This window comes from Micromonospora sp. NPDC049529 (assembly GCF_055586685.1).
Genome location: NZ_JBVJHT010000013.1, coordinates 144,349 through 169,465, shown reverse-complemented (window position 1 = coordinate 169,465; position 25,117 = coordinate 144,349). Strand labels below are relative to the sequence as shown.

The following is a 25,117-nucleotide window of genomic DNA, read 5'->3' as shown; positions in this document are numbered from 1 at the left end:
CTGTGCCGGATGATGGTGCGGTGGCATACGACCTGACCCGGATCGACGAACGGCGGTTCGAGGACCTGTGCCGGGCGTTGGCGGTTCATGTGCTTGGGTCTGGCCTGCAGGTCTTCGGTCCCGGACCGGACGGCGGCCGGGAAGCCGCGTTCGACGGCCCGGTGCCGTACCCGACCAGCAGCGACGGCTGGGACGGCTGGGACGGCTGGGACGGCTGGGACGGCTGGGACGGCTGGGACGGCTGGGACGGCTGGGACGGCTGGGACGGCTGGGACGGCTACGGCATACTGCAGGCCAAGTGCCGCCAGCACGACGTCGGGCGCAACGACGCGGACTGGCTGAGCCGCACGATCATCCGGGAGCTGGACCTGTGGGCCGATCCCGCCCGCAAACGGGTCAGCGACGGCCGCGTCCCGCAGTACCTGATCGTCACAACGAACGTGCGGCTGACCAGCGTCGCGCGGCGCGGCGGCATCGACCGGGTCCGGACCCTGCTGGCCGGCTACGCCGACCGACTCGGCCTGAAGGGCTGGGACCTGTGGGACGCCAACAAGCTTTCCGCGTTCCTCGATGCCCATCCCGATGTCGCGGCACGCTTCGCCGAGTCCATTTCGCCGGGTCAGGTGCTGCTCAAGGCGATCGGCACGCTCGATGATGTCCACGCCGCCCTGTCCGGCGGCCGGTTCACGGTCGGCCAAGGCGAGCCCGGCTGTCGTAGGGCGTTCGAGGCGGCGTACCGGGCCGCCGGTGGTGCGGCCGTTCTGGGCGAGCCGAGCAGCGAGGTTTACGACGACGGACCCGGCTGGGTACAGCACTTCACCGCCCCATCCAGCAAGACATCTGACGTACCGGTCGGCGGCGAGGCGGTGATCTGCGCCGGGCGCGGCCGACCGGCGGTCGCGGTCGCCGCCGCACTGTGGGACACCATCCGCGCCGCCGGCGGTGCCGGGCAGCTGTCCTCGGTCGGCTACCCGGTCGTCACCGCGGACACTCCGCCGCTGTTATCCACCGATGCCGACGAGGTGCTCCTCGACGGCGGCGACTGGCAGGCTGGCCGCCTGGTCCGTGACCCCGGCGGCTGGCTGTGGCAGCCGCAGACGGCGTTCAGTTTCGACGTCGGCATGACCCGCGATTGGCACACCGCTGGCGGCGACATGATGGACCTGCGGCTCCGGTGTGCCGCCACCATGCGCTGGGCCGACATCGCAGCGTTCGCGATCGACGGCGACGGACGGCGGCGGCTGCGCGCCGCGCTGCGCTGCGCGAAGGACCGCTCAACGAGGTCATCGCCGCGCTCGCCGCCCGGTTCGGGCTCGACGCCGGCGGTGACTGGGACCGGATTCCCGAGGCCGAGGGCTACAACAACCGGCGCTTCGCCAGCTACCGCCGGCTCGTCCCTGGCACCGAGGGCCGTCCAGCGCTCGGAGTGTGGGCGCGGTTTCAGCTGGCCGACGGGCTGCGTGACACCGTCGTGAGCATCATCGACCTGCGCATCGACTTCACCGCCCTGCCCGAGCACGTCACCGGCCCGGACGCCCCGCCGGTCGACCCGCCTCACCGGCTAAACCCGGCCGACCTGCACCACTACCTGACCGCTGCGTGGCTGGCCGCGTCCCAGTCTCTGCCGCTCGCCGCCACCCCGCATCCCGACACCGCCACACCTGCCGGACCGAGCCGTCTCGAAGTGCACCTGGGCACTGAACGGCCGTGGGCGTCGCCGCCTGGCGGACGGGCCGTCGGGCTGCTGGACATGCTTGATCTCGCCGACTGGGGCAGCCCACCCGAGCAGCTCAGTCCGTGGATGTCGGCGACGGTGACCACGCCGTTGAACCTCACCGTCGCCGAGGTCGACGACCTCGTCGAGCACACACTGCGGTACCTGGCGTCCGGGTTCGGGTTCCTCGAACCCGATGACTGACAGCAGCTCCGGCCGGTCGGGCGGGCTCCGTCGCCAGTTCCCGGCGGCAGCAAGCGTTAAGCAGCGACGCAGCAGCCCAACTCGACCGGCTGTCCGGGATGTCTAGATGTCGCGGCACCAAGGCGTCTGCGCTCCACTTCGGACTACCTGCACCGCAGAAGTCGGCGCTGCACTCGCAACCAGCGTTGCACCGCCCATCACATCGCACGGCTGATCACGCACGACGAGTCTGGCCGCTTCTCCCGGCCAAAGAAGTCGAGGGGCCACCCACCTACAGGCTCGTAGTTCGTGCTGCCTCGAGGGCGTAGGACATGAGGACTGCCTCGTTCGAGCTACGCCCCGTCCAGCCAGGACAGAGCGCGTCAGGGCTTAGGTTCATGATGGTTCTGTGGCATACGAGCTGAGCAGACTCGACGAGCGGCGATTCGAGGAGTTGTGTAGGGCGCTCGCGATGCGAGTGCTGGGCCCGGCGGTCCAGGCCTTTGGTGCGGGACCGGACGGTGGCCGCGAGGCCACCTTCGACGGCGAGGTGTCGTTTCGGCCTGATTGGTGCGGCTACGGCGTCCTCCAGGCGAAGTGCCGCCGGACCGCTGGCGGTGCCGCCGATGCTCAATGGTTGTGCCAGACCCTCACGAGCGAACTGGACCAGTGGCTTGATCCGCGACGACGGCGAGTCACCAACGGCCGGATCCCGCAGTACTTGATTGTTGCCACGAACGTCCGCCTTTCCAGCGTCGCGGGGCGCGGCGGCATCGACCGTGTCAACGACCTACTCACCGCATACGGGCAGCGCCTCGGCCTCAAGGGCTGGGCCTTGTGGGACGCCAATCAGTTGTCCGCCTACCTGGACGCCTATCCCGAGATCAGCCGACGTTTCGCGGAATTCCTCACGCCCGGTGATGTCCTGGCTCAGGCCATGGACACCATCAATGATGTCAACGAGGCACTGCGTGAGCAGCGGCGCGAAGCCCTGCGTGAGCGGCGGAGCGCGGCCGGAGCGCCGAAGCGCCAGGTAGTCGACTGGGAGCCCTTCGACCTGGGCGTGCACCGCTCGATCAGCCCGGCGGAGCAGGTCGCGACGACGCTGCCGGACTACGTCGGTCGAAGCCATGACGCGCACCTTCGCCGCCTGCTGCACCCCATGCCCATTAACGGGGTGTTCGTCGTCCTCGTCGGTGGCTCGTCGACCGGAAAGACGCGCACCGCATACGAGGCGGTCCTGACGTGTCTGCCGGACTGGGCGCTGGAGTTCCCCACTACCGCGCTCGCCTTGCGGGATCGGCCAGCGAGTCCACCCTCAGTCATCTGGCTCGACGAGGCGCAGCGATATTTCAGCTCCCCGCACGGCGAGGCGGCGGCCGTCGCCCTGATGGAGATACTGCGATCGAACGCGCCTGTGGTCGTGATCGGCACCCTGTGGCCGCAGTACTGGCAACGCTTCACCGCGCAGCCGAACCCGGGCGACGCCGATCCGCACCATGAAGTTCGAACACTGCTGGCCCGAGCCGTCCGCATCGACGTACCGCCGACATTCTTAGCCGCCGATGTCGAACTGGCCCGGTCGCGCTCCGATTCACGCCTCCGCGAGGCCATCGCGACCGCCGGATCCTCGAACCGGATCACCCAAGCACTGGCAGCCGGCCCGGACCTCATCGCCGCGTACCGGGATGCCGATCCGTACGCCCGAGCGCTCATGCTCGCCGCAGCCGATGCCCGCGCCGCCGGTCGCGCCGCCCCGCTGTCGGCGACCATGCTCGAACACGCGGCGGCAGGTTATCTCGACGAACAGCAACGGGCCCGTACGACGCCCTGGTTCGCCGCGGCTATCGCCTACGTCACCCGGATGGTCAAGGGCGTCATCGCTCCGCTGACGCCGGTGCGGTCTCAGCCCGACCTCGGCGAGCCCGACGGCTACGTGCTCGCCGACTATCTCCTTCAGCACCTGCGTCCCGAGCAACATATGTATCCGCTGCCCCCACAGTTGTGGGCCGTCCTGCTCGCCGACCCAGGCCCGCTTGAGGACCAGCTACGCCTGGCCAGGGAAGCCGAGGAACGCCACCTCTACCGCGACGCGGTAACGCTCTGCGCGTCGCCGGCCAATCAGGGCTCACCCGGCGCGGCCATGGCCATCGGCGTTCTCCTCAGCCGGCTCGGCCGGCACGACGAGAGCGACCCCTGGGTAAGGCGGGCCGCCGAACTCGGCCATAAGGGCGCCATCAAGTCGCTCGCACAGCGGTACGTGTGGGACGCGACCTCGGGTCAGGAGGTGCACGAAGACCCCACCGACGCCGAGCGGCACCTGCGACAGCTCGTCGAAAACCCTAACGATCTCGATGCTCTTGTTCGGCTCGTATACCTACTCACCGACAGCGGACGCAGCGACGAGGCCCGCAGCTTGTTGACGGGACGCGCCGAACAAGGCGATCCCCCTGCGCTCGTCGTGCTGGCCAACGTGCTGTACGAGCAAGACCAGCAAGGCGATCTGGAAACCCTGCTGCACCAGCAGACCGCCAAAGGCAGCCCGATCGCCGCGATTCTGCTCGCCGGCCTCATGGATGAACTCGGCCGCGCAGAGGAGAGCCGAACACTACGCTCGACCCTTGTCCAGAGGATCCCCGCGGATACCCTCCAGCACTGCATCGAACTACTGATCGAGGCCGACCAGTGGCGCGGAGTGGACGACTTGTTGCGACACGCAGCCGAAGAGGGCCATGCCTGGGCCATGCAGCGGCTCGCCGGACTGCTCATCGAGGACGGCATCGAACTCGACGACGATCCCGAGCTCTTCGAAGAAGGCGAAAGCTGGCTGCGGCGGGCCGCCGACGCCGGCGACAAGCACGCGAATCTGCTGCTGCCCAACCTGCTAGACCGCCTAGGCAAGACCGAGGATGCGGCGGATGTCCTACAGCAGCGGGCGGCCACCGACGACCAGGAGGTCCTTCTCGATGTTGCCTACGAACTCATGCACCTCGGGCATCACGACGAGGTGAACGAGGTGCTTCGGCGGTTGACCGCCGCTGGCAAACCCCAGGCGCCGGTTCGGCTCGCGCACTTCCTGCGGCAAGCCGGTCAGCCCGAGCAGGCCGAAGCGCTCCTTCGTCAGACAGCCGCCGAGGACCTGCACGCGCTCGTCGAACTGGCCGGCATGCTCGGCGAAACCGGGCGCACTGCTGAGGCGGAACAACTACTGCGTGGCGTGGCGCAACCAACGACGGAAGTGTTGTCGGCGCTGGCCGATGTATTCGAGAATGACGGGCGCGCGAAGGAGGCGGATCGAGCGCTTCGCGACGCGTGCCTGGCAGGTGCCGGCCTCGTTGATCTCGAACTCAGCTTGGAAGGGGTCGAGGCGGAGCAATTGCGCCGCTACGGGCTAGAGCCTGATGGGCGAACCGCAGCGCCGTGGCGCGCCCCTGAGCCCACCCCCGAGGTGGGCACGGCAGTCAACGAATTTCCACCGTTCGCGGAGTGGTTCGGTCTGCCCTATCCTCGATATTCGGAACTGGGGCCGTAGGCGCCGACGGCCGCTGTTCGCGCGCCGAGCGCGGACGAAGCCTCCAAGCATCAGCCCCAGCCAGCTGGCGACGATGCCCAGCGCACCACTGGCTCTGGCTAGTCAACCGACGAGTGCATCGAGGAACTCGGCCATGCCCGTGCCTGAGCGCCCGGAGGCGAATTCGCTACGGCAATTTGGCCAGGATGAACGCGTCCCGCACAGCGAGTGGAATCGTTAAGGAGACGGTGATGGAGGTGACACCGGAGCTGGTGCTCGACCGGGTGAGAGCGGCGCACGGCCGGCTCAAGCTAGAGGGCTTGGACGAGGAATCCCTGGCCGCGTGGCGACACGCGGCGAAGGTAGCCAAGCTGCGGTTGCTGCGAGCCGGTCCGCACCGGCTGCGCAGCTGGTCGTTTCCGGGTGGCATGTCGCTGCTGCTTGTGGAGGTCGACCGCCGGGGCGTCGAGTCGCCCGCGTTGGCGCCACCGGATCAGCCAACCCGGCAGTGGGTTCCGCCTCCGCGTCCACGGCCCCGCACCCAGGAGTTCCTCGGCCGGATCGTCCCGGTCCCCTCGACGGTGCGCCGCCCACACCCGATCGTGCAGGACCTCACCGAGGCGTTGGACTTCCCCGAGCGGATGATCTACCAGCACCGGCCCTACCTGATGCCGAACAAGCGTCGGCCCGTGCAGCGGATGCGCCAGATCTGGCAGGCCATCATCACCGAGGCCGAGTTCCGCGGGTACGAGACGCTGTTTCGGCACAACCGACGGGACCACTATGACAGCGGCCAGCTGATCCTGCGGATCGACCGTGACGAGTTCCCGCTCCAGCTCTACGGGGAGCGCGGCAAGCCGCTACAGCTGACGATCAAGGACGTGCATCCGGCGCGGCGCCGCGGCTACGACACCTGGACCGACACCGCCGACAAGCCCCTGCACAGGCAACTCGGCGAGATCTTCACCCACATCGAGCGGTGGGCCGACCTCCTGATCGCGCGTCGCGAGGCCGAGGAGCGCCGCGAACAGGAGCGCCGACGGGAACGGCAGCGGCGCGAAGATGAGGCCCAACGACAGTTTACCGAGGACCACCGCCGCAAGACCATCCAGGCTCGTATCGGCGAGCGGCAGTTCGCCGACGACGCCCGCGCCTACGCGGCAGCGCTAGCGGCGGTCGCTGACGACTTGGAGCCCGACCGTGCGCAGGAGGTGCGGGCCTGGGCGACGTGGATCCTGCAGCATGCCGACCAGGTGGATCCCCGGCTCAGCCGGGAGGGCATGCCGAAGACGCCAAAGCCCGAGCGCGATGACCTGCTGCCGTACCTGACTGCGGGCCACTGGCACTACTAGCCGTGGTACCAGCGGCGGTTCGGATGCCACGGTTGATAGGGCGGCGCAGAGGCAGTCCTCCCGACGTGCTGCTGTCTCGGTGTCGCCACGGCCACCGATGACGGTGGATCGCTGGGAATTCCGGGCGGGTCGGCCAGCGGGTCAAGGTCATCGGCGTAGGTGTGTGCCCACGCCAGCCACGGGTCGTCGATCGGCATGCCGCCGTTGACGAGATCTGCGCAGTAGGAGCGGATGTCCTCGGCCAGCAGCCACGCAGCCACCTGCTGCCGCAGGATCTGGTCGCGGTGCGCCGTCACCACCCGGTCGCGTTCCTGCTGCAGCCGCACCTGCTCCGCCCGCGCTGCAGCTTCGCGGCGGTCACGTAGCCGCCGGCCACGTTGGCGCAGGTCCGTCAGGACGGCGGGCAACTCGTCCTCAAGCCGCTTGCGGGCGTAGTCCTTCCACTCGGCCACACCGGCGTCGGCGTCGGTGACCGTGAGCACTAGGCGCAGCATCCAGCGGGCACACTTCTCCTCCCGTACCCGCACATCGAGCGGCTGTTCGTCGACGACCACGCTCAGCAGCGCGTCCGTACCGAACCTGACGGCCCATTCCCGCTTCTCCGCCTCCAGACACAGCGCCTGCAGGAGCAACAGCGTCCGGGAGCGGTTCTCATCGGACTCCGGGAGGCGGCTGGGCTGCTCACGCAACCGGTCGATGACCGGATGAGGATCCACCAGTAACTCGGGGACCGGCACTGATGAGCGACTTGCCGGCAGGTACTGCTTGCTCGGGTGGCGGCCCCGCCGTAGCTCGATAACCAAGTCACCGGTGTTGCGGCCGCGGTGAACCAGATGCCAGCCCTTGGGCACGTGGCCGCCAGACCGCAAAGCATGGATGAGTCGACGCCAGGCCGCTCTCACCTGCTCTGGGGGGGCCAGAACCTGCACAGATCCTTTCGGCCTTCTCGAGCAGGTCCAACACCCCTGTACCGAAGCGGGCGGCCTCGTGGAGCCGGGTAGGGCATCCATGCAACGATGCTTGCACACCTCTGTGCGGCTACGAGGAAGGCTGGCGGCTGCTTCGCGACGGCCTCTGGTCGGGTAGGGGAGGCAGACAGGAAGAGGAAGTGGCCGGACGCGCGTCATCGGCTGGGCTGTGAGCCTTGACGCTCATCTCCCGCCCCCGACCGCTGCAGGCGGGTACTGAGAAGGCCGGCAGGAAGCTTCTGATCTGCGTGCTGGCGTGGGGTGGTGTTTCGGCCAGTAAGGAGTTGCGGTCAGCGACGACGCACGGCAAACGTGATTCGCTTCGTCTTCGCCGGCTCCCTGAAGTCAAGTCCGGTGCCGTCTTCGAAGGTCATTCGTCCGGTCGGCATAGGTGTCCCGGCGGCCGGACTCCATGCGGTGGTCTCGCGCAACGCCGCCATTTTCCCGGTCCGCTCAAGGTCGACGGCTATGACGTGGACGCGGCAAACCACGTCGACCCGCCGAGCGTCGTCTTGGGCGACCAGGTCCACGATCTGGTCGCCGACGAGGTCGTCGAGCGAGGGCGCCAAGGTTTTCAACGAGTTGACGCCGTACACCCGGAAAGACTCGATCTTCTTGCCCGCGACCCACTCGCGCGCAACGTTGACTTCTTGTGCAGCCAGCGCTCTTCCCACGGGTGGTCTCCGATCTCGAGCCTGACGGTCGCCAGAGCACAGCCTACGGGTCCTGCCTCCCTGGTACTGGTGGGTGATGCCATCCGGCCCAACACTGCGGCACCGAGGCCCTCTGTTGAGGCCGCGTGGGGCACCGATCATGAGAACTATGGCGAAAAACGCAAAAACACCCTTTCTCCCAAAACCAGACTTATTAAATCTAATCGACTGGTTCAAGGCCTAATCTGTAAATCCCCTGACCGATCCCAGGGCGTCTAGATCGCTTGCACCGAATGTCAGACGTGGGCGATACCGTGTCAGGTACTACTCTGTCGGGGTGTGCTGACCGCGGTTGCGCGGTCGACCCCTCGTTAGTCAGCCCTCTGTAGCAACGAGAAGCTTATGGTGGTGACCTCGATGCCCCGTCCGCATGAGCCTGTGCATCAGCAGCGGTTGGCCGACCTCTCAGCATGTACCTGGGAACGGGCGGTTGCTGGGTGACACCGGGCGGTGAGAGTGCGCCAGTTTCGGGCGGCAGGGACGCCACCGGGTTCCTCGGAACCTCGCCGACCTCTCTTCAGACCAGTGAGTTCGTGGAACGCCTGTACCGCAGCACCAACAGCTATGCGGACCGCTTGACCGCCGAAGAACTCGCTTGGATCGATGTGGACCTCGGTCTCAACGATCATGTCCTGGGTCTGGCTCGCGCCCACCATCAGATCATCATCACGGGTAACCCCGGTGACGGAAAGACGCACCTCATCGAGCGGCTGAGGCCAGCGTTAGAGGCGGCCGGGGCGGTTGTTCTTACCGATGCCAACGAATTGTCCGATGACAGCATCCTCTCTCGCTGGCGCGACTGCGACCGCGACCGTCGAGCCATGGTGCTAGCTATCAATGAGTGGCCGCTTTTCGTGCTGCGTCGCCATCCGTTGGCTGTCGACTTCGAGCCACTCAAGGCAGCGCTTCGGCAGGTGCAGCAGGCGGCGTCATATGGCCGGGAGCCTGTGAAGGATGTTGAGGGCCTCGTTCGAGTCCTCGACCTTAGCCTGCGAAATGTGCTTGCTGCGCCCATCACACTCAAGGTCATCGCCCGTCTAACCGATGATCGTTTCTATGCCAGCTTGTCACCAACAGACCCGGCCGTCGTCAACCGCGAGGCATTGCGCCATCCTCAGGTTCGAGAGCGGATCGCCTTGATGCTTGCGGAGGTTGCACGGCGAGGCCACCACGCAACAATGCGGCAGTTGGTCGGCTTCGTGGCGTTCCTGATCGCCGGAGGGGCAACGGCTGCGGTCCGGCTCGCGAGCCAGGGTTCGCACCGATACCACTACGCGCAGCTTGCCTTCGAAGGCGGCGTCGGACCGCTGTTCGATGCTGTCCGGGAGGTTTTCGACCCCGCTGCCGTAACGCACCCCCGGCGCGACACGGAGCTCTGGCAGGGGACCACAAAGGCAGAAGAGTGGATCAACGGGCTCCGCCCGTCTGCCATACAGCCGATGCCGGCGGATGACCGAGATAACGAGTATCGCGCGCTCAAGCGGCGGTTCTTCTTTGAGCACCGCGACGGTCGGTCGCTTCTCGATCTCTTGCCGAGCGACGAACGCAGTTTCGACAGGATGGTCACGGACGGTAACGGAGCAGGCGGGGGCGTTGTCCGGCAACTGCTTCTAGCAATCAACAGGTTCTACGAGCCAGACTGCCCCGATAGCGACCGCGAACGCCTCGTCCTCTGGCAAAGCCACCGTTTCGACGTCAGGGCCCCAAGCACGTTCCTCTCCCTGCACGAGGTTCACCATGGCCGATTCGAGGTAGACCCACCCAAGCTGGCTCCGTGGGTGAACGAGTGGTTGCCCGATGAGCAGCGTCTCGTCCGGACCTTCGCTCTCACCGCTACAGACGAGTACGGCGTGGCGGTCGCCAGCCTCTTGGTCGATCGCGCGTTGTACCTAACGCTTACCGAGGCCAGGTGGGGTCTCGGGCGAACGAGTTGGTCGCGGAGCGCTACTCGGCGCATCACACGATTTGTCGACAGCGTGCACAATTCCGTGGGGCCGAGCAAGACAGAAGTTGTCGATGTGCGAATCCGCAACGTGGAGAAAAATATCGAAGCGAGGTTCGAAATTCAACGTCATCCGGCGAGGTACCGACTGTGACAACGGACCTGAAGACGTTCCTGAATGACCTCTACATCGCCGAGTTTGGATTTGTTCCCACCAACAACTCGATCAAACCCGTGCACGTAGCCAACGGCCTCGGACGGGCGTTGACGGGACGCGCATATGACTCGGACGCACTAGCCGAATTTCTTCGGCCATCAATTCTGAATCAGAAGACACGTGAAAAAGTCGAACGCAATCCGAATAGCGCAATCCTTGAGCGTTACGGCGAGGCGATCACCGGTCGAGATGGTGAAGTCATCGATCGAGACTCACTGAGCACGTTGCGGAACCTTGCCGAAGGTGTGTTGGGCACAGACAAGGCCGTATTCGGCGAAGCGGCACGCTCCTCATACACCCTGTCGAACGAAACACTCCTCACCCGTGACCCATCGGATCATCGCTGCGGAATCTTTCTGGCGCGCTTACTGACGGCTGGGCATGAAGCGGATGCCGCCACCCACATCCGTAAATTGCTGTCAACTGACGAGGACCCGTGGTCGATGCTGGCAATGCCGATGGCGAAGCTCGCTAAACCGCAGGCCGTTGACACCGCAACCGAAGCTGCGATGCAGCACGCCTATGCTCCCATGATCGTTGATGAGGCGAGCACACCTGCTCTTGCTTCACCTACCCTCACCCATCTTCGCCGCTCATTCGACCGTCTCGCCCGTTTCGAGCGAAACAGCGGTTCGAAGTTGAATTCCCTTCGAAGGCTGGTGACATTCGCCTGCTTCGCCGTACACGTCCATCTGATCTCCCGTTACTCCGAGGCTGTAGAAGGCGCTCCACGATCCCCGATCCTGCTCGACATGTTCGATGGCTCCCGCACATCCCTGCGTAATGCATCGCGAGCATCTTTCCGGGCTGCGGGCGACACGATCGAGGCGTTGATGCTGCTTCGTATTCGAGAAAGGCTTCAGCCGCAGGTCAGCGACCTCGGGGCTGAACAAGTGATCGCAGGCCTCCCAACCAAGGTTCAGGACCGGGTCCGGCAGGGCTTCGATGCGTACCGTCACGACGACCAAGTGTCCGAATTGGAAGCCATCGCCGAGGCGTTCTGGCAAGTTGCCGCGGAAGAGAAAAACCATCCGCGAGGCTTCCTGGCGGACCTTGGCCGCCGCGCTGGTTACCTCACCCCTTGGTCCGTCGCCGGCCGTGGCGGCAAGCAGCAAAAGCGCTATGGGATCAACGCCGAATTCCTCGAAACGCTCGTTGCGGCCACTGTCGATCCAGAAAGGCCGCTTGACTTTCCGGAGTTTCTTGACGAAATTCGCACGAATTATGGAATCGTAGTTGGCCAGCGCTCTGATGACCAGATCGTGCGATGCAACAACCTGGCACAGAAGCCGTTCGGGACGCCAACTTCCGTAAGCGAGGAGGAGTTGCGACTCAACGTCGAGGCATTGCGCAGGGCAATGCTTGAAGCTGGCTTCGCGAAGGCGTTCGCCGACGGACAGACGGTCATCACTACCGACCCAAAGAGTTTGGCGCTGCTATGACGATGGTCGACCCTCGAGAACAGCTAGTCAGCGAGCTGCTGTGTCGCAAGGTCATTGAGCTATACGGATCGGTGGGCGTCCTTGTCCGGGACATACCGCATTTTAATGCACGCACTGTGCTAGCTCAGCTGAGCGGGATCCTAGACACGTCCGACTTGCGGATTGCGTTGCTGTCCAGTGGTGCCCTGGATCTGGCCACCGAGGTCGGCATGCCAGCAGATAAGTTCACCAGCAGTGTCCAGCAAGCCGAGCAATGGCGTAATGACAGAAGCCTTGAGGCGACGATCGTGGTGATCGCGACCGGCGATCAGGCGCGGCTTTCCTCGCTGCAAGATTTCGCTCCCATCGGCCCGGTCGAGCTCAAGGGTCTACTTATCAGGCAAGCACAGCAGCAGCTCGCTGGCGCCAACGATGTACTCATCAGTTGGTGGAAAAGGCTCGGTGGCGACCGGAACATCTCTTTTGGCCAACTTCTCGACTACTACACCTCATTGCCAGACGGGCCTGACCAGGCGATGAAGTTCAAACTGAAGTCGAGCCGGGAACTTCCGCGCTTAGGCCTGCTGGCAGACCCGAAGCTGTTTGACGACGCGAGCGACCGGGCGGTCGCCAATCGTATTCAGAGGAACCGCGATCTGGTCGGTCGGCTCCAAGCGCTGACGGAAAAAGACCGGCGTGCAATCGCCGAGAACATCGCTAAGGAGGCCGATCCGAACCGACGCGCGGCTCTTCGGCGCAGTCTTCGCCTCCTTCGGCAGCTGCGCCGCGGCGAGTCGGCGGATCAGCTCACCGTCGCTGACGCCGAAGATCTCTTCTCGGTCCGCCGGTGGCAACCCCCGCCCCTGCCAGCAGGCCATGACGCGGTACCGCAAACTGGCCCCATCATACCGCCAGATGGCAGCACCCAAGGCTCTCACCCCTCGGACGGCGTCGCGGATGATGGGAGCGGCAATCGGCCGCTCGACACGCCGGTTTCGGCCTCGACTGTCGCTGCGGACGCATTGCTTTCCGGTGACGCGTCTCTTCAGGATGATCTCGACGCGGCCGTAGAGTCGGCTGCAGGGGTCAGCGAACTCGACAGCGGGGGAACTCCCGTCGGCACGGAACGATGGGAGGACGAGCTTCCCTCCGGGATCATCGTCCAGGGGCAGGTCTCCGGCGAAGTCGTCGACATCGTCACCCGGCTCGTCGGCGTCGGTCGTTACGGGGGCTGGATCGACGGGAACGACGGCGACATCTGGGAGAGAATCCGCGGCTACCGGGGTGAAGATGACCTCAAGGCAGAATGGACCAGCCAACAGATCCTTGAGTTCCTCGACAGCCTCGACGACGACGCCGGCCGGGAACTACGTGCGCGGTTCGAGTCATTCGACAAGGCTCGAGACAAGATCGTGGGGTATGCGGGTCGACTGACAGTCGAGCCCCTTGCGGTGGCCGCGGCGCGGAATTCACGGGTCGCGATCTGCGACTACGTCGAGCGGTATCACGACCTATTAACGTGCATCGGCAGCACGTACGGGAAGCTTTTTGCAGAGTACACCCAAGATGTAAACCAGGTTATCTCCCAGATCTTGAAGCTCGATACCATTGCCTTTGGGTCTGGCCTGACTGCGATCGCGATGCTCACGCCCCTGCATCCCCTATACCTGTGGCGGTACTCCGAATTCGCGCGCATCGTTGTCGCTCAGCGTGATCGACTCAGCGCACGCGACCTCCAACTGGTGAGAGACTCGGCGGGAAAGCTACCTAACTTTCTGACCAGTCTTTGCCTCCCAGATCTGACGCCTGACACGCCACAGGTTCTGCCTCACGTCAGCGACATCGGGCATCTTCCGTACTTCGCGGTCAAGCAAGAACGCAGCGTGGGCCAAGACGGCTATGCGCAAATTCGTCGCATCGTCGAGGCGTTCCTTGAAGCACACCCTCCAGCGCGCCACGGGCTCCGCCTTGCGTTGCTGGACCCGCCCGGCCCAGGGCCCTACCTGAAGCTGCTGACCGACCTGGCGTACAGCGAGAAGATCCAGGGCGCTCACCTCACCGTGCTCTACAAGGGCCGCAACGCTGGAATCCAGTCGCTCGAACTTGATGACGACGACGAGGCGCGGGTAGCACAACTCTTCCACGCAACCGCAGAAGATCGGCGCTTCAGTTTCGAAGTGCGCGCGCTGCCAGCCGACACGGTGAAGCCACCGGTAGGCATGCTCGCACACGTCCTGGTAGCATTCGACCAATCAGCGGGCATGCAGGATGCGCTCAGCTTCATCGAGCAGCCGGTCCAGCCCCTCGCGATGCCTCAGCGACTTAAGTACCGCGTATTTGCCAAGACTGTGGACCTAGAACCCGCGCCAGGCGGGCCCTTCGCCGCCTACTTCACGGTTGCCCAACTGATTGCCAAGCAGGCACCCGCGTCACGCCTGGCCGTGCGACAGGACGGCGACGTGCGGGAACGCCTCAAGGCCGTAGCGGCAACGGCACCGTGGTTCGTCCTGGCCGATCGGCACGTCGACCGAGACCTCATGCTCGGGAAGCTCCAAGTCTTCAGCGGTCGCGATCGCACCCGTGAGGTAGTTGCATTCGCCGACGCCACAGACCCGTTTCGACGAGCGCTCCGCGAGGTCGTCCGTCAGTACAACACTGCCGTCAGTGACGCTGACCTTGACGAACTCCTGCAGGAGCTAACAGAACTTCTCGACGTGGGTGCCTTGACACTCACGCCTGACCTCGAGCGCCAAGTTGACCAGAACCGGACCAAGGGCTTGCTTGGAACGCTCATCGTGGCGCGGTGGTTCAAGAAGAACCGGCCCGCGGATCGCAAGCGTCTGCTCATCAGCCTTGATGATGACATGGCCCGCAGGTGGCTGCACCTGCACGAAGACGCCCGAAGAGCCGACCTGCTCGGGATCGAGTACAGCGAAGAAGGGTGCATCATCACCGTCTTCGAGGTGAAGACGATGCAGGACACCTCGGCTGAGTTTCATATTGATGGTGACACCGCCACGGGGCCGGCAGTCAATCAGGCCCTGTCCACCGGCATGCTGCTTCGTGACGTGTTCAATCCCGACCGGGCGGATGAGCTCATCACTACGCCAGCTCGCCGGGAGATCCTCCGAGCGCACGTGTATCGCGAACTCGCGAAACGCAGCCACGACACCGACGAACGACGGGCCTGGGCGAGTGCCTCGCAACGGCTGTTCGAAGGCGAGGTGCCTTTCACTATCGAGCTGCATCTCGTCGAGGTCTCCATCGGTGTGGACACGGAGTCACTACGACCGCCCAGGCGTGTGAGCGCCCGGTCCACCAAGGGTCATACGTTCCCGCTCACCGTGACGCAACTGAACGAATCCGAGGTAGGCGCGCTTCAGCAGGGCATCCCGCCCATACGTGAGGTGCCCAGTCCGCCGGAACAAGAGACGCCACCAAGAGCGGAATCGGACAGCCCTTTACCTCCTGAAGTGGGGCGTTCAGTCTCTGCTTCCGCCGAGACGACCGTTGCGAGGTCGGCGTCTAACAGAGTCGCAGCCCCTGAGGCCTCGGTAGCAGCAGCAGCGTCGTCGTCGGCTGACCGGCCGCGCGTGTTTCTTGGTGAAGCTGCCGGGCAGTACGGTAGGCCGGTCGAGGTTTGGTACGACCCGCAGCGTCCCGACCGTCCGCTGGCCAACGGCCACATTGCAATCACTGGTGAGACAGGCAGTGGCAAGACCCAAGCCACCAAAGCGATCCTGCGCGAACTCATGGCGGCGCCAAACAGTCTACCAGCCCTGATTCTCGACTTTAAAGATGACTACGCGGGCGCGGAATACACGCGTACCGAGCAGCTGTCCATGTTCGACGCCAGTATTGGGGGGCTGCCCTTCAACCCGTTGGTACCGCCAACCGATCCCACCTCAGGGCGGGCAAACCCCATGTCGCACGTGCATCAACTCGTCGGCATCCTCAAGCGGATCTATCGCCTTGGGGATCAGCAGGCGTACCACCTGCGTGAAGCAATGAAAGAGACCTATACGATCCTTGGGCTCGACGGTAAAGCCTTCACGCCGGCATCGGACCAGAGCTATCTACCGTTTGACGCCATCCCTGAGGTGCTCGAACGTGAAGGCCACGATGCGCTCATCGGGCGCCTGTCGCCCATCTTTGATCTTGGGTTGTTCGCCGGCGATGGAGACGGCGCCACGCTCGAGCAGCTGCTCGACGGGCGTTCCGTGGTCCGCCTCAGCCAACTGCCCGGCGAGGAGGTCAAGAATGCGGTGGCGGAATTCCTGCTGATGGCCCTCTACAACCAGCTCATCCGACGGCCACAGCCGCGGGTGCTGAAGCGGCTTGTCGTGCTGGACGAGGCATGGCGTCTCGTCCAATCACCCTTCCTGGAGCCTCTCATGCGAGAGGGCAGGGCGTTCGGCGCGGGCGTCGTCATTGCCACGCAGTACCCCAAGGATCTGCCCGATGCAGTGTCTGGCGCTACGGCGACGAGGCTGTTTTTCAGCCAGACCCAAGTCGACCAGGTCCGTGCGGTCCAGAAAGCCCTGGTCGGAAAGACCAGCGGTCCTGAGGCCGAACGCTTAGCCGAGGCAGTAAGAACGATGGCTCCCCTTACCTGCTTTGTGCAGAACGCCCACCAGACGCCGTACACACGAACCTCAGTTCGTCCCTACTACGAGCGCATCATCGATGTTGACCCGGTGCCACACGATCGCCTCTTCTAGGCAGTCAGTACAGCTCCAACTGCTCATGTTCACCGGCGGCAAGTGGCAAATCTGGCAGTGTAACGCGTGCACCGTGCCTGACCGGTCTGGTTAGGCGATGCGCCGCGACCGCCTCCAGCACCGCCGTCGACTTGCTGCGTGGGTGGCACCACCGACGCATCCACCATGCGGAGATGGCGTCCACGTCCGCGGTGCTCTGACGACGACGGAACTTGTAGCTCGGCTCCGCGTCGCTACCGAGTAGGTAGGGCAGAAGGTTGTCCACCAAGCTGATGCCGTAGATGATGCGTTGACGCCCATGCTGCAGCAGGGTGTCCGACGGCCACTGCAGGAGGTCGAAGCCGTGACGGACCTTGCGGAACTTCGGGTTTACCCCTTCGCCAAAGATGCTGTTGACCCGCGCACCACGTGCGGTCTGCTCTGCAAGACGCACCAACGCTCGCACCGACTCCGCCGATAGGTGCGAGGTGCCGAACGACTTCGACCGGCCAAGCTGGCGGAACTCGATAGGAGAGAGTCCGCCGAGGACTTCGGGCGGGATCCGGATCCGGTTGTACTGGCTAGCGCCCGAGCCGTAGAGCGAGGTCGTTCCGACGAAAACGAGGTTTGACCGCCGACGGATCGGCCGACCAGCCATTGATGACGCGATCTCACTGGCATAGGTCGAATAGCGCCGGTGGTAGGCCTTGACGACCGTTGGGCTGACCGCCAACATGCTGACGAGCTTGCCCCCCAGCAATGCATTATAGGGAGCGACAGCGCCGCAGACGGTGAGATCGGCAATCTCGGTTCCTACAGCATCAGCTTTCGCCCTACGCAGTACAGACATGATCGCCCGCCGGGCCTTCGGGCTGTCGAGCGCGTCGGACAGCCCGGTGCGGCTGGCCTTTGGGTATAGGTAGGGCGCGAGCGCTTGTCGAGCGCTGAGAAGATCGGCCAGTGCCAGACAACGCTTGCTGCGGAAGAGGTCGGATTCGGCACGTCGACGCCAGCTTTTGACATCGTCGGCATCGTGAACCTTTTTGAAGTCCGTCGCCTTGACGAACCGGTGATGATCTCGGCGGCGAGTTTCCGCCTCCTTCAGCAATCGCTCGATTGCATCGGCGGCAGGGTTTTCCCATAGCGACGGCCAGTACAAGCCGTCCTTAACCAAATCATCGATATACAGTTCTTCCAGGGCTGTCTGCAGCCGGGCGGTAATCCACCGAGCCATCCGCAGAGTCGGGGCCGCACGCAGATTTTCCAGGAACACCGTCGGTTGCCAACCGATCCAGTCATCGCGTTCCGCTAGTTGTACAACAGCGCTGCCAAGTGCGGCGATCCCGATTACCGGGTGGAATGAGGCTGCGCGGTCCCGAATTAGAATCATCATGGTGCGCCCGGGAGTGCTTGTGTACTGATTAGACCAGGTATGACGAAAGTACCGCCATATATCCATAAGCCTGAACCCGGTCTGCGCGCAGCGCTCACTACTGGACACTACCTGTACGTACGGGTCGATCACTCCGCGCAACCGAGCAAGATCCGCGTCGCCGTCGATCTCGAGGGCCTGAAGAGCCGTCGAAAGTTCCTTGCCATCTCTCATAAGGCTGAAGATCGATACGAACTTACCCTCGTACTCCCGCGGCTTCTCCATGGCGGCGATGAAACGACGCACCGACGGGATGGACAGCTGCTCATCTCGCTTGATGAGTTCCTGTCGCCGTACTCGACCCTTTTCCTCGACCGGATCGGCGACTCCAAGCGGCGGAGCGATGGCCACCTGGTGGTCATCGACCCGTACGTTCCAGCCTTGGCCGACAAGATCAATCAGAACGTGGGTGGCGGCTGTGAGCGCGGCGTTGTCCTTCGCGAGGCAGCGTTCCCGTGCGGCCTGACGTGCCGAAGCGTCATCGGTTGCCAGCGCGCGGCCAAGCGCGGCAAAGGCCCGCCGCTCAGCGGGTTGACACCCTGGCGGGCAGGGGAGTGAGTACCACATCTCGATCATGTTAGGCATTCATGAAGGTGGCGAGTATGTCGGCCCACGCCTGGCGCAGGGTCTGTGCATGCCACCGCTCGGCACCACGCCGGAGCGTTGCCTCGGCGCGGGCGGAGGCCAGAAGAGTCAGAGCAACCTGACGAGCAAGATCGCGGTCTCTGCCTAGGTCGCTCATCGCGAGCGGACCATATAGATCGCGATACCAGGGATGCTTCGTGTTGAGTAACACGATGATCTGCCGATCTCGCACGACGACCTCAAACGCGCCCATCGTTGGCAATTCTGCGGCTGCAATCTGGTACGGCGCCTCGTGTCGGCTCAGGCCATCCACCAAGTCTTTGAGTTCGTCAGGGATTGGCCGGCGCCCGTGCGGCAAGGATGGCAGTGAGGCTTCAGCGCGTGCTGCCTGCCGTTCCGCCGCGCTCAGCGGCTCTGTCGCCTTGACGAGCATGAATCGGTTTCGGACTCGGCCGTTCAGCGCGCGAGCGATCGTTTCCAGATCTGGTGAGATAATCTCCAACAGTTCTGGTCGCGGCGAGATCGCCTGTTTGGCATGGGTGATCCCAAATAGTTCGTCGAGGACTGGATCGAACCTGATCTCGCACCGCCACCAGTCGTCGTAGTTCTCGCGACGTTTACCGCCCATGAAGAACCATCCACGATCGATCTCGCGGCCCGCCCGGACGATAGAGACCGGCGGGCCAGCTGTAACGCCCATTACCCGCTTCTCCTCCGTCGATAACCCGTGCCAGCGATCGATCGGAAGTTCACTAAAAGTAACCGATATGATGCCGGTCCTGGAATCTACCGGGACCTCATAGAGTAGATCGTCGCCGAATCGTCTGCCGCCGGTGATCTTCGACACAGGTTGCAGACACAGGGGATCGTTTGCTGCCACAGGTTGCCCGTTCACCTGCAGGCTCACGCCATCGGCAAGGAAGTGTCGGTAGATCCGCCCTAGATCCTCCTTGAGTCGCCGCGCGAGTGCAGAAGAACGCTTGTATTCCACCCTGTCGCAGCGCGTCAGCCGCACCACCGTACCGGAGCCGGTGCTGGGCACAAACGCCGGCCGGTCGATGTGCTCGACGGGAGGCAGCGCAGCATCACCAGAGTGGGCCAATTCGTCGATGTCTAGCCTCGACCAGAGGACGCCGACACCAGGTCGCCACGTGTAGACCTCAACGCGCCGGCTTCGGCTGAGGGCACCGTTCGGCAGCCCCATGCCGTAGCGTCCCAGCGACCTCCGGTCGTTGAACCGGCTCGTCCCGCCGAAGCTCAGCGCCTCCGTGAGTGTCTCAGCATCCATGCCCACGCCGTCGTCAACGACCATGATTTCAATTTGCTGTTCGGGGCTCCGCTTGGCAGCCACCTCAACCCCGACCTGCCGCGCTCCAGCCTGCAGGGAGTTATCGATCAGCTCCGCGATCGCCAGGCCGGTCGTCTTATAGCCAGTGTCGCGGGTTGCGAAGAGGAAGTTGGCGGGGTTCACGAGCCGAGGCCGAAAGACCGGACCGTTGTCGATCTGCGTCGCCATCAGTAATGCCACCTCCTGCCGGCCCATTCGCCGGATGTGTGATCGTACATTGCCAAGTCAAAATGTGGTAAAGATGTTTAGGTGCGCGTCTTGGTGATAGACTACCTCGATGTGCGGGGCAGGTACATGACCACGCGGCGACGAATTAGCGTCAACATGACGCTGCCTAAGTGGCTTGAGAAACGCATCGGCCTTTCCTTGCCGGCTCCCATCAACGATCGACTTGACGATCTCGTGACGCTCGTTGAGGAGATGAGCGAACCCACAAGCTGCAAAGAACTCGTGGCTTCGCTCATCTTTGGTGCGCCAACGGCAGGTGAGGATCTGGCGTGGCTGTTGCACGCCAACAGGCGGGCCAAGGCCTGGGCTGCGCGGCTCAGTAGCAGCAACGACGGCGGCGCTACTGTCCCGATCCGGTCCCACCGTCCCGGACCTCGCCCCGGTCGCCGACTCTGCTGAGCCCTTGTGCACCTGGCCAGGAACGCCGGTAATCGGTGCAGGAATCCCCGTAGATCCAAGTGCCTCTTCAGGCGGTTCTGCGTCGCTTCTCGTTGATTCTCTCGGCGACTGCGGTGGCGGCCTTGTGGTGGAGTTCTTTGGTGACGCTTTGGTAGGTGTCGCGGGTGAGTGTGGTGGTGGTGTGGCCGAGTTGTTCGGAGACGACTTTGATGTCGATGCCGGCGTCGAGGGCGATGGTGGCGGCGCCGTGGCGGAGGTCGTGGAGGCGGATGGGTGGTAGTCCGGCTCGTCGGATGAGTTTGTTGAAGCGTTGGGTGACGAGGTTGGGGTGCCAGGGGTGTCCGTTGGGGCGGACGAAGAAGAGTCCGGTGTCGGGCCAGGCGGGTCCGGCTTTGAGGCGTTGGGCGGCGCGACGGGCGCGGTAGGCGGTGAGGACGGTGGCGGTGTCGGCGTCGATGGTGAGGTCGCGGTTGCCGGCTCTGCTCTTGGGTGGTTTCTGCCGCGTCCGGTGGCCGTGGGTGGCGATCTGGTTGTTGATGGTGACTTCTCGTTTGTCGAGGCGGACTTCGGAGTCTCGTAGGCCGCAGGCTTCGCCGCGGCGGGGTCCGCGGTACGCCATGAAGTGGAAGAGGGGGTGTAGGTCGGGGTCGTGTTCGGCGGCGTGGTCGAGGAACTGGGCGAGGAGTTCATCGGTCCAGACCATGACCGGGCCGGGGATCTTGCCGGTGGTTTTCCAGTGTTCGACGCGTTCGGGTTCCCAGACGATGGGGTGTGGGCGGTCGCCTCGGGTTTTGACGAGGGTGGCGGGGTTGGTGACGCCGACGATGATCTCTTCGGCGAGGGCGTCGTTGATGGCTTTGCGCAGGGTGGCGCGGATGAGTCGGCGGGTGGCGGGGCCGCAGGCCCGGATGCCCTTGACGGTGGCCCGGACCTTCGGGTCGGGGCTTGTCTTGGCGGCGTGGACCTCGGCTGCGCGTTGTTCGATGGCGGCGAACATGTTCTTGATGTGGTGGGGGCGGAGTTTGTCGAGGGGGATGGTCCCGAGGTGGGGGATCAGGTAGTTACGGACGTGGGATTCGTAGCTGAGGATCGTGTTCTCGTCGATCTGGAGGCCGGTGAGCCAGGTGGTCAGGTACTCGGCGACGGTGGGGGCGTCGGCGAGCGGCCCGCCGGCGCGTAGGCGCCGTCGGATTTCGTCGGGGTCGGGTAGGGGGCCGCAGGTTCGGGCGGCGTTTTGCAGCATGTCGCCGATCTCGATGCCGCGGGCGCGGTCGCGGCGGGCGAGGGTGAGCAGGGAGCGGGCCTGGTCGAGTTCGTCGGCGGCTTCGGTGCGGGTGTCGAATCCTCCTCGGCGGAGTTGACGGCGGGGTGCGCCGGCGGTCCGGGGGAGTTCGAGTTGGTAGTGCCAGTGGCCGTGGTCGGAACTCCAGGAGCCGTTGACGCGCCGGAGTTTGGGGCAGTGGGTGCCGATGAGCTTGCCGGTTTCGGTGTCGCGGCAGCCGCATCGTTTGAAAATCGATCCGTCGGGCATGGGAGTCGAGCTCTCCTTGTGGGATGGGTGTTCGCTGGTTGTCGTGCTCGGGTGAGCAGCGGATTCGTTGGTGGACATGGACGCGTGCCTCGCGCAACGGATCAAGTCGTCACGGCGTTGAACGCGCCGTGTGCGGTCACGGCGGGGCGGACCGACCGAGCCAGCGCGCGCCTGTGTAGTGGCTCCTGACTGCGGGCACGGCCAACCGGAAGGCTTCGGTGAGGACCAGTTCGCTGATCTGCTGGACGCCGTATACCGGCAGTTGGGCGGGCAGCTGGTGCTCGTCTGCGACGGTCTTCCCGCGCACGCGTCCGTCAAGATGCGCCGGCTCGTCGCCTCCCGGCCGCCGCTGGGCGTCGGAGCTGAATCCGACCGAGAACGTGTGGTTCGGTCTAAAACGCGGTGTGGCCAACCTGGCCGCCGGCAGCGTCGACGACCTCGTCCAGATGAGCAGGATCGACTCAAACGTGTGCCGTACAAGCCCGCGCGTTGCGCACTGGAACATTCCTCGGCATGATCCGTCCCGTGACGTACGGGAAGGGCGCCCCGCGCCTCACAGAGTGAACGGCCCGGCGCCGGCGGCGTCGCCGACCACCTGGGAATGGTTGGAGCGGGATATCGCCTCCGGTGATGTCCTGGTCCCCGGCAACGATGAGCGGCAACACATTTTCTACTTTGTCCGGGCTGACAGGGACGGGCCGATGACCCGGCAACTGTTGATCTTCACGATCGACCCCCGCGTGCCGGCGCGCCGGACGATCTTCGAGTTGCTGGGCCAGTTGTGCCTTCAGAACTCCGACTGGCCTCTGGTGGCAGACGCCGCCGAGCCGGCCCTGAACGACGTGGACCCGCAGGTGCGGCGTAGCGCGGCGACGTTGCTGGTGAACACCGCCGGAGCTGATCGGGCCATGGCGGCGTTGACCGCCTCGACCGATCCGGTCGTCCGGACCGCTCTCGTGGAGGCCATGCCCTGGCGCCAGGTCCCGCAACATGAAGTCATCCTGGAACGCCTGCGGTCGGATTCCGTTCCGGCCGTCCGGCTGCTGGCCAACATCGCGGTGTTCAGCAAAGAGGATTCAGCGGCCTGGCCAGCGCTGGACGCCGCGATCCGTACCGATCTCGAAGCCTGCGCGGGTGTTCTGGACGCGCCGGGTTCCCGTCTCGCGCAGACGGCGGGTCAGCGCTGGGCAAGAGCGCTGACCCGCCTCGACCGAGAGGACGACTGCTGTGCCTGGGCGCAACGGCTCGCACACCCGGCCGAACGCCCGGAGGTCAGGCGCGAAGGCGTACGAATGGCGGTCGCGGCGATGCGTGAGTGGGGCGCCGCGCCCGGCCGGGTGACGCCGGTGCTGGCCGCCCTGCTGAAGGGGGAGTCTTCCGAGGTCCGGCTGGCGGCGCTGCACGCCCTGGCGGCGTCGTTGACCGCGTCCCGGCTGGCGGCCGACGATCTCGCGGCGGTGCTGGACGATCCTGACCTCGGTAATGTGGCCGCCACCGCTTCGGGCAGCGTCGGCGACGACCGGGCGGTGCCGCATCTGGTACGGCTGATGCTCACCGGCAGCGACGAGCCCCGCCTGGCCGGGGCGATCAGGGCCGTTGCCCGGGCGGGCGCTGACCCGGATGGGCTGGTGGCCGCCGCCCGGCAGACCCTGGCCGCGCTTCCGAGTTCCTGTGCGTCGGAACTGCCGATGCGGGTGCTGGCCGCATTCGGTCCGGCGGCGGCTGCCGCGGTGCCGGAGCTCATCGCCAGGCTCAAGGGGGCCGAGAACGACACCCCGGACTGGGCGATCCACGTCCTGGGACAGATCGGCCCGGCCGCTGCGGCCGCGGTCCCGGAGCTGCGGGAGTACTCGACGCGAGGCGCTACGTCCGCGCTGCTCAAAATCACGTCGGACCGGACGGTGGCCGAACGGTATCTCGCCGGGCGTCCGGAGGAACTTCGCCGTGACCGCTTCGCACCGGAGATGCTGACGTGGCTCGCCGAGCACGGCGGGCTCACCGTCCGCCAGCACAGGCAGCTGCGGAATCTGTTCAGGGTTCCCGGATTCGGGCAGGTGGAATCGGCTGGCGCACTGTGGCTCCAGGAAGGTCCGGCGGTAGCCGCCGAACTGCTTGAGGTCCTGCCGAAGTACCTGTCCGACGACCTGCGCGGGCCCAGGGCGTTGCGGGTGTTCGCCGCGATGGGGTTGCATGCGCGGCCGATACTCGACCGGCTCGATCGGTTCATAGCCTCGCGGCGTCGAGCGGGGTTCGACATCGGCGACGACGACGCCGAGATGCGCGCGGACGAGATGCTGCTCGCCGCGACAATCGACGCACGCGAGCGGATCGCCGGATGAGTCCGTGAAAAGGATCCTGCTCCGAGGCGATCTCGGCTTCGCCAGGCCCTGACGACAGGAGGCCATTAGATGTCCGCCGCTCAATCTTGCGCGGGACGGCGGACGTCGATCGGCGGGTTGGGTGTCAGTCCGTTCCGGTGTTGCCGTGGTCGGGCGGGAGCGGGTCGGCCGGCGTTGACGGCGGGCCGGGGGTCCTATTCTGGGGGCCCGGAGTGAGGCCGAGGGTGGTCAGGATGGGGGCGACGGGTACGCGGTAGTGGCCGCCGGCGCGGATGACCGGTACGGGGAAGGCGTCGCGTTTGACGAGCCGGTAGGCGGTGGCCAGGGAGAGGTTGAAGATCTGGGCGGCGGTGGCGAGGTCGGTGCTGACGCCGAGGGCGTGGATCGTCTCGGCGTTCCAGACCGGGCGGTCGTCGGCATTCTTGTCTGAGTGGCGGGTGCGGGTACGTGGGTGGGTGGTCACGTGAGGCTCCATGCGGGCGGATGTGGACGGCTGGGTCTGGGTGCTGGCTGGTGGCGTGACGCTTGCTCTGG

General features: G+C 65.1%; 16 protein-coding genes. 9 read left to right on the top strand and 7 right to left on the bottom strand.

What is annotated here, in order from left to right:
- Nucleotides 1-20 precede the first annotated feature (20 nt).
- The 4 genes from ACZ6QQ_RS23730 (at nucleotide 21) to ACZ6QQ_RS23715 (ending at nucleotide 6,760) form a co-directional block, all read left to right on the top strand.
- Nucleotides 21-1,475: a hypothetical protein gene (locus ACZ6QQ_RS23730; RefSeq protein ID WP_465879136.1), complete on the top strand. Its 1,455-nt coding sequence runs from the start codon at nucleotides 21-23 to the stop codon at nucleotides 1,473-1,475.
- Complete coding sequence (locus ACZ6QQ_RS23725; RefSeq protein WP_465879135.1) at nucleotides 1,472-1,918, top strand: hypothetical protein; 447 nt, start codon at nucleotides 1,472-1,474, stop codon at nucleotides 1,916-1,918. Before ACZ6QQ_RS23730 ends, ACZ6QQ_RS23725 begins: the two co-directional genes overlap by 4 nt.
- A gap of 388 nt (nucleotides 1,919-2,306) precedes the next feature.
- A complete protein-coding gene (locus tag ACZ6QQ_RS23720; protein ID WP_465879132.1) occupies nucleotides 2,307-5,429 on the top strand; it encodes a tetratricopeptide repeat protein in 3,123 nt (1,040 codons plus the stop codon).
- A 236-nt stretch (nucleotides 5,430-5,665) separates the two neighbouring features.
- Entirely contained in the window at nucleotides 5,666-6,760 is a 1,095-nt protein-coding gene (locus ACZ6QQ_RS23715) for a hypothetical protein (RefSeq protein ID WP_465879130.1), read from the top strand.
- Here the strand turns inward: ACZ6QQ_RS23715 and ACZ6QQ_RS23710 are convergent.
- Complete coding sequence (locus tag ACZ6QQ_RS23710) at nucleotides 6,757-7,611, bottom strand: hypothetical protein (RefSeq protein ID WP_465879128.1); 855 nt, start codon at nucleotides 7,609-7,611, stop codon at nucleotides 6,757-6,759. The two genes, ACZ6QQ_RS23715 and ACZ6QQ_RS23710, sit on opposite strands and share 4 nt — an antisense overlap.
- Before the next feature lie 407 nt (nucleotides 7,612-8,018).
- Nucleotides 8,019-8,402 (bottom strand): hypothetical protein, encoded by a 384-nt coding sequence (locus tag ACZ6QQ_RS23705; protein ID WP_465879125.1) that lies wholly within the window; start codon nucleotides 8,400-8,402, stop codon nucleotides 8,019-8,021.
- Nucleotides 8,403-8,974: 572 nt separating this feature from the next.
- On the opposite strand from ACZ6QQ_RS23705, the gene ACZ6QQ_RS23700 reads away from it, so the two are divergent.
- From ACZ6QQ_RS23700 to ACZ6QQ_RS23690, 3 genes are read left to right on the top strand one after another with little or no spacing between them, the layout of a single operon-like run.
- Entirely contained in the window at nucleotides 8,975-10,537 is a 1,563-nt protein-coding gene (locus ACZ6QQ_RS23700; RefSeq protein ID WP_465879123.1) for a hypothetical protein, read from the top strand.
- Nucleotides 10,534-12,042 (top strand): hypothetical protein, encoded by a 1,509-nt coding sequence (locus ACZ6QQ_RS23695; RefSeq protein ID WP_465879119.1) that lies wholly within the window; start codon nucleotides 10,534-10,536, stop codon nucleotides 12,040-12,042. Before ACZ6QQ_RS23700 ends, ACZ6QQ_RS23695 begins: the two co-directional genes overlap by 4 nt.
- Nucleotides 12,039-16,742: an ATP-binding protein gene (locus ACZ6QQ_RS23690; RefSeq protein WP_465879118.1), complete on the top strand. Its 4,704-nt coding sequence runs from the start codon at nucleotides 12,039-12,041 to the stop codon at nucleotides 16,740-16,742. Before ACZ6QQ_RS23695 ends, ACZ6QQ_RS23690 begins: the two co-directional genes overlap by 4 nt.
- Before the next feature lie 4 nt (nucleotides 16,743-16,746).
- On the opposite strand, the gene ACZ6QQ_RS23685 is transcribed toward ACZ6QQ_RS23690, so the two are convergent.
- Entirely contained in the window at nucleotides 16,747-18,720 is a 1,974-nt protein-coding gene (locus ACZ6QQ_RS23685; RefSeq protein ID WP_465879117.1) for a Druantia anti-phage system protein DruA, read from the bottom strand.
- A 10-nt stretch (nucleotides 18,721-18,730) separates the two neighbouring features.
- The gene (locus ACZ6QQ_RS23680) at nucleotides 18,731-20,254 is read right to left on the bottom strand and encodes an ATP-binding protein (protein WP_465879116.1); all 1,524 of its coding nucleotides are present in this window, start codon (nucleotides 20,252-20,254) and stop codon (nucleotides 18,731-18,733) included.
- 81 nt (nucleotides 20,255-20,335) lie between these two features.
- Here ACZ6QQ_RS23680 and ACZ6QQ_RS23675 point away from each other — a divergent pair, with 81 nt between their 5' ends.
- Entirely contained in the window at nucleotides 20,336-20,713 is a 378-nt protein-coding gene (locus tag ACZ6QQ_RS23675; RefSeq protein ID WP_465879115.1) for a hypothetical protein, read from the top strand.
- Between the two features lie 67 nt (nucleotides 20,714-20,780).
- On the opposite strand, the gene ACZ6QQ_RS23670 is transcribed toward ACZ6QQ_RS23675, so the two are convergent.
- A complete protein-coding gene (locus ACZ6QQ_RS23670) occupies nucleotides 20,781-22,244 on the bottom strand; it encodes a tyrosine-type recombinase/integrase (protein WP_465879114.1) in 1,464 nt (487 codons plus the stop codon).
- A gap of 136 nt (nucleotides 22,245-22,380) precedes the next feature.
- Nucleotides 22,381-22,551, bottom strand: coding sequence for a hypothetical protein (locus tag ACZ6QQ_RS23665; protein ID WP_465879113.1), 171 nt, complete (start codon nucleotides 22,549-22,551; stop codon nucleotides 22,381-22,383).
- A 97-nt stretch (nucleotides 22,552-22,648) separates the two neighbouring features.
- Between ACZ6QQ_RS23665 and ACZ6QQ_RS23660 the strand changes: the two genes are divergently transcribed.
- Complete coding sequence (locus ACZ6QQ_RS23660) at nucleotides 22,649-24,583, top strand: HEAT repeat domain-containing protein (protein WP_465879111.1); 1,935 nt, start codon at nucleotides 22,649-22,651, stop codon at nucleotides 24,581-24,583.
- 124 nt (nucleotides 24,584-24,707) lie between these two features.
- Here the strand turns inward: ACZ6QQ_RS23660 and ACZ6QQ_RS23655 are convergent, their stop codons facing one another.
- The gene (locus ACZ6QQ_RS23655; protein ID WP_465879108.1) at nucleotides 24,708-25,046 is read right to left on the bottom strand and encodes a DNA-binding protein; all 339 of its coding nucleotides are present in this window, start codon (nucleotides 25,044-25,046) and stop codon (nucleotides 24,708-24,710) included.
- Nucleotides 25,047-25,117 lie beyond the last annotated feature (71 nt).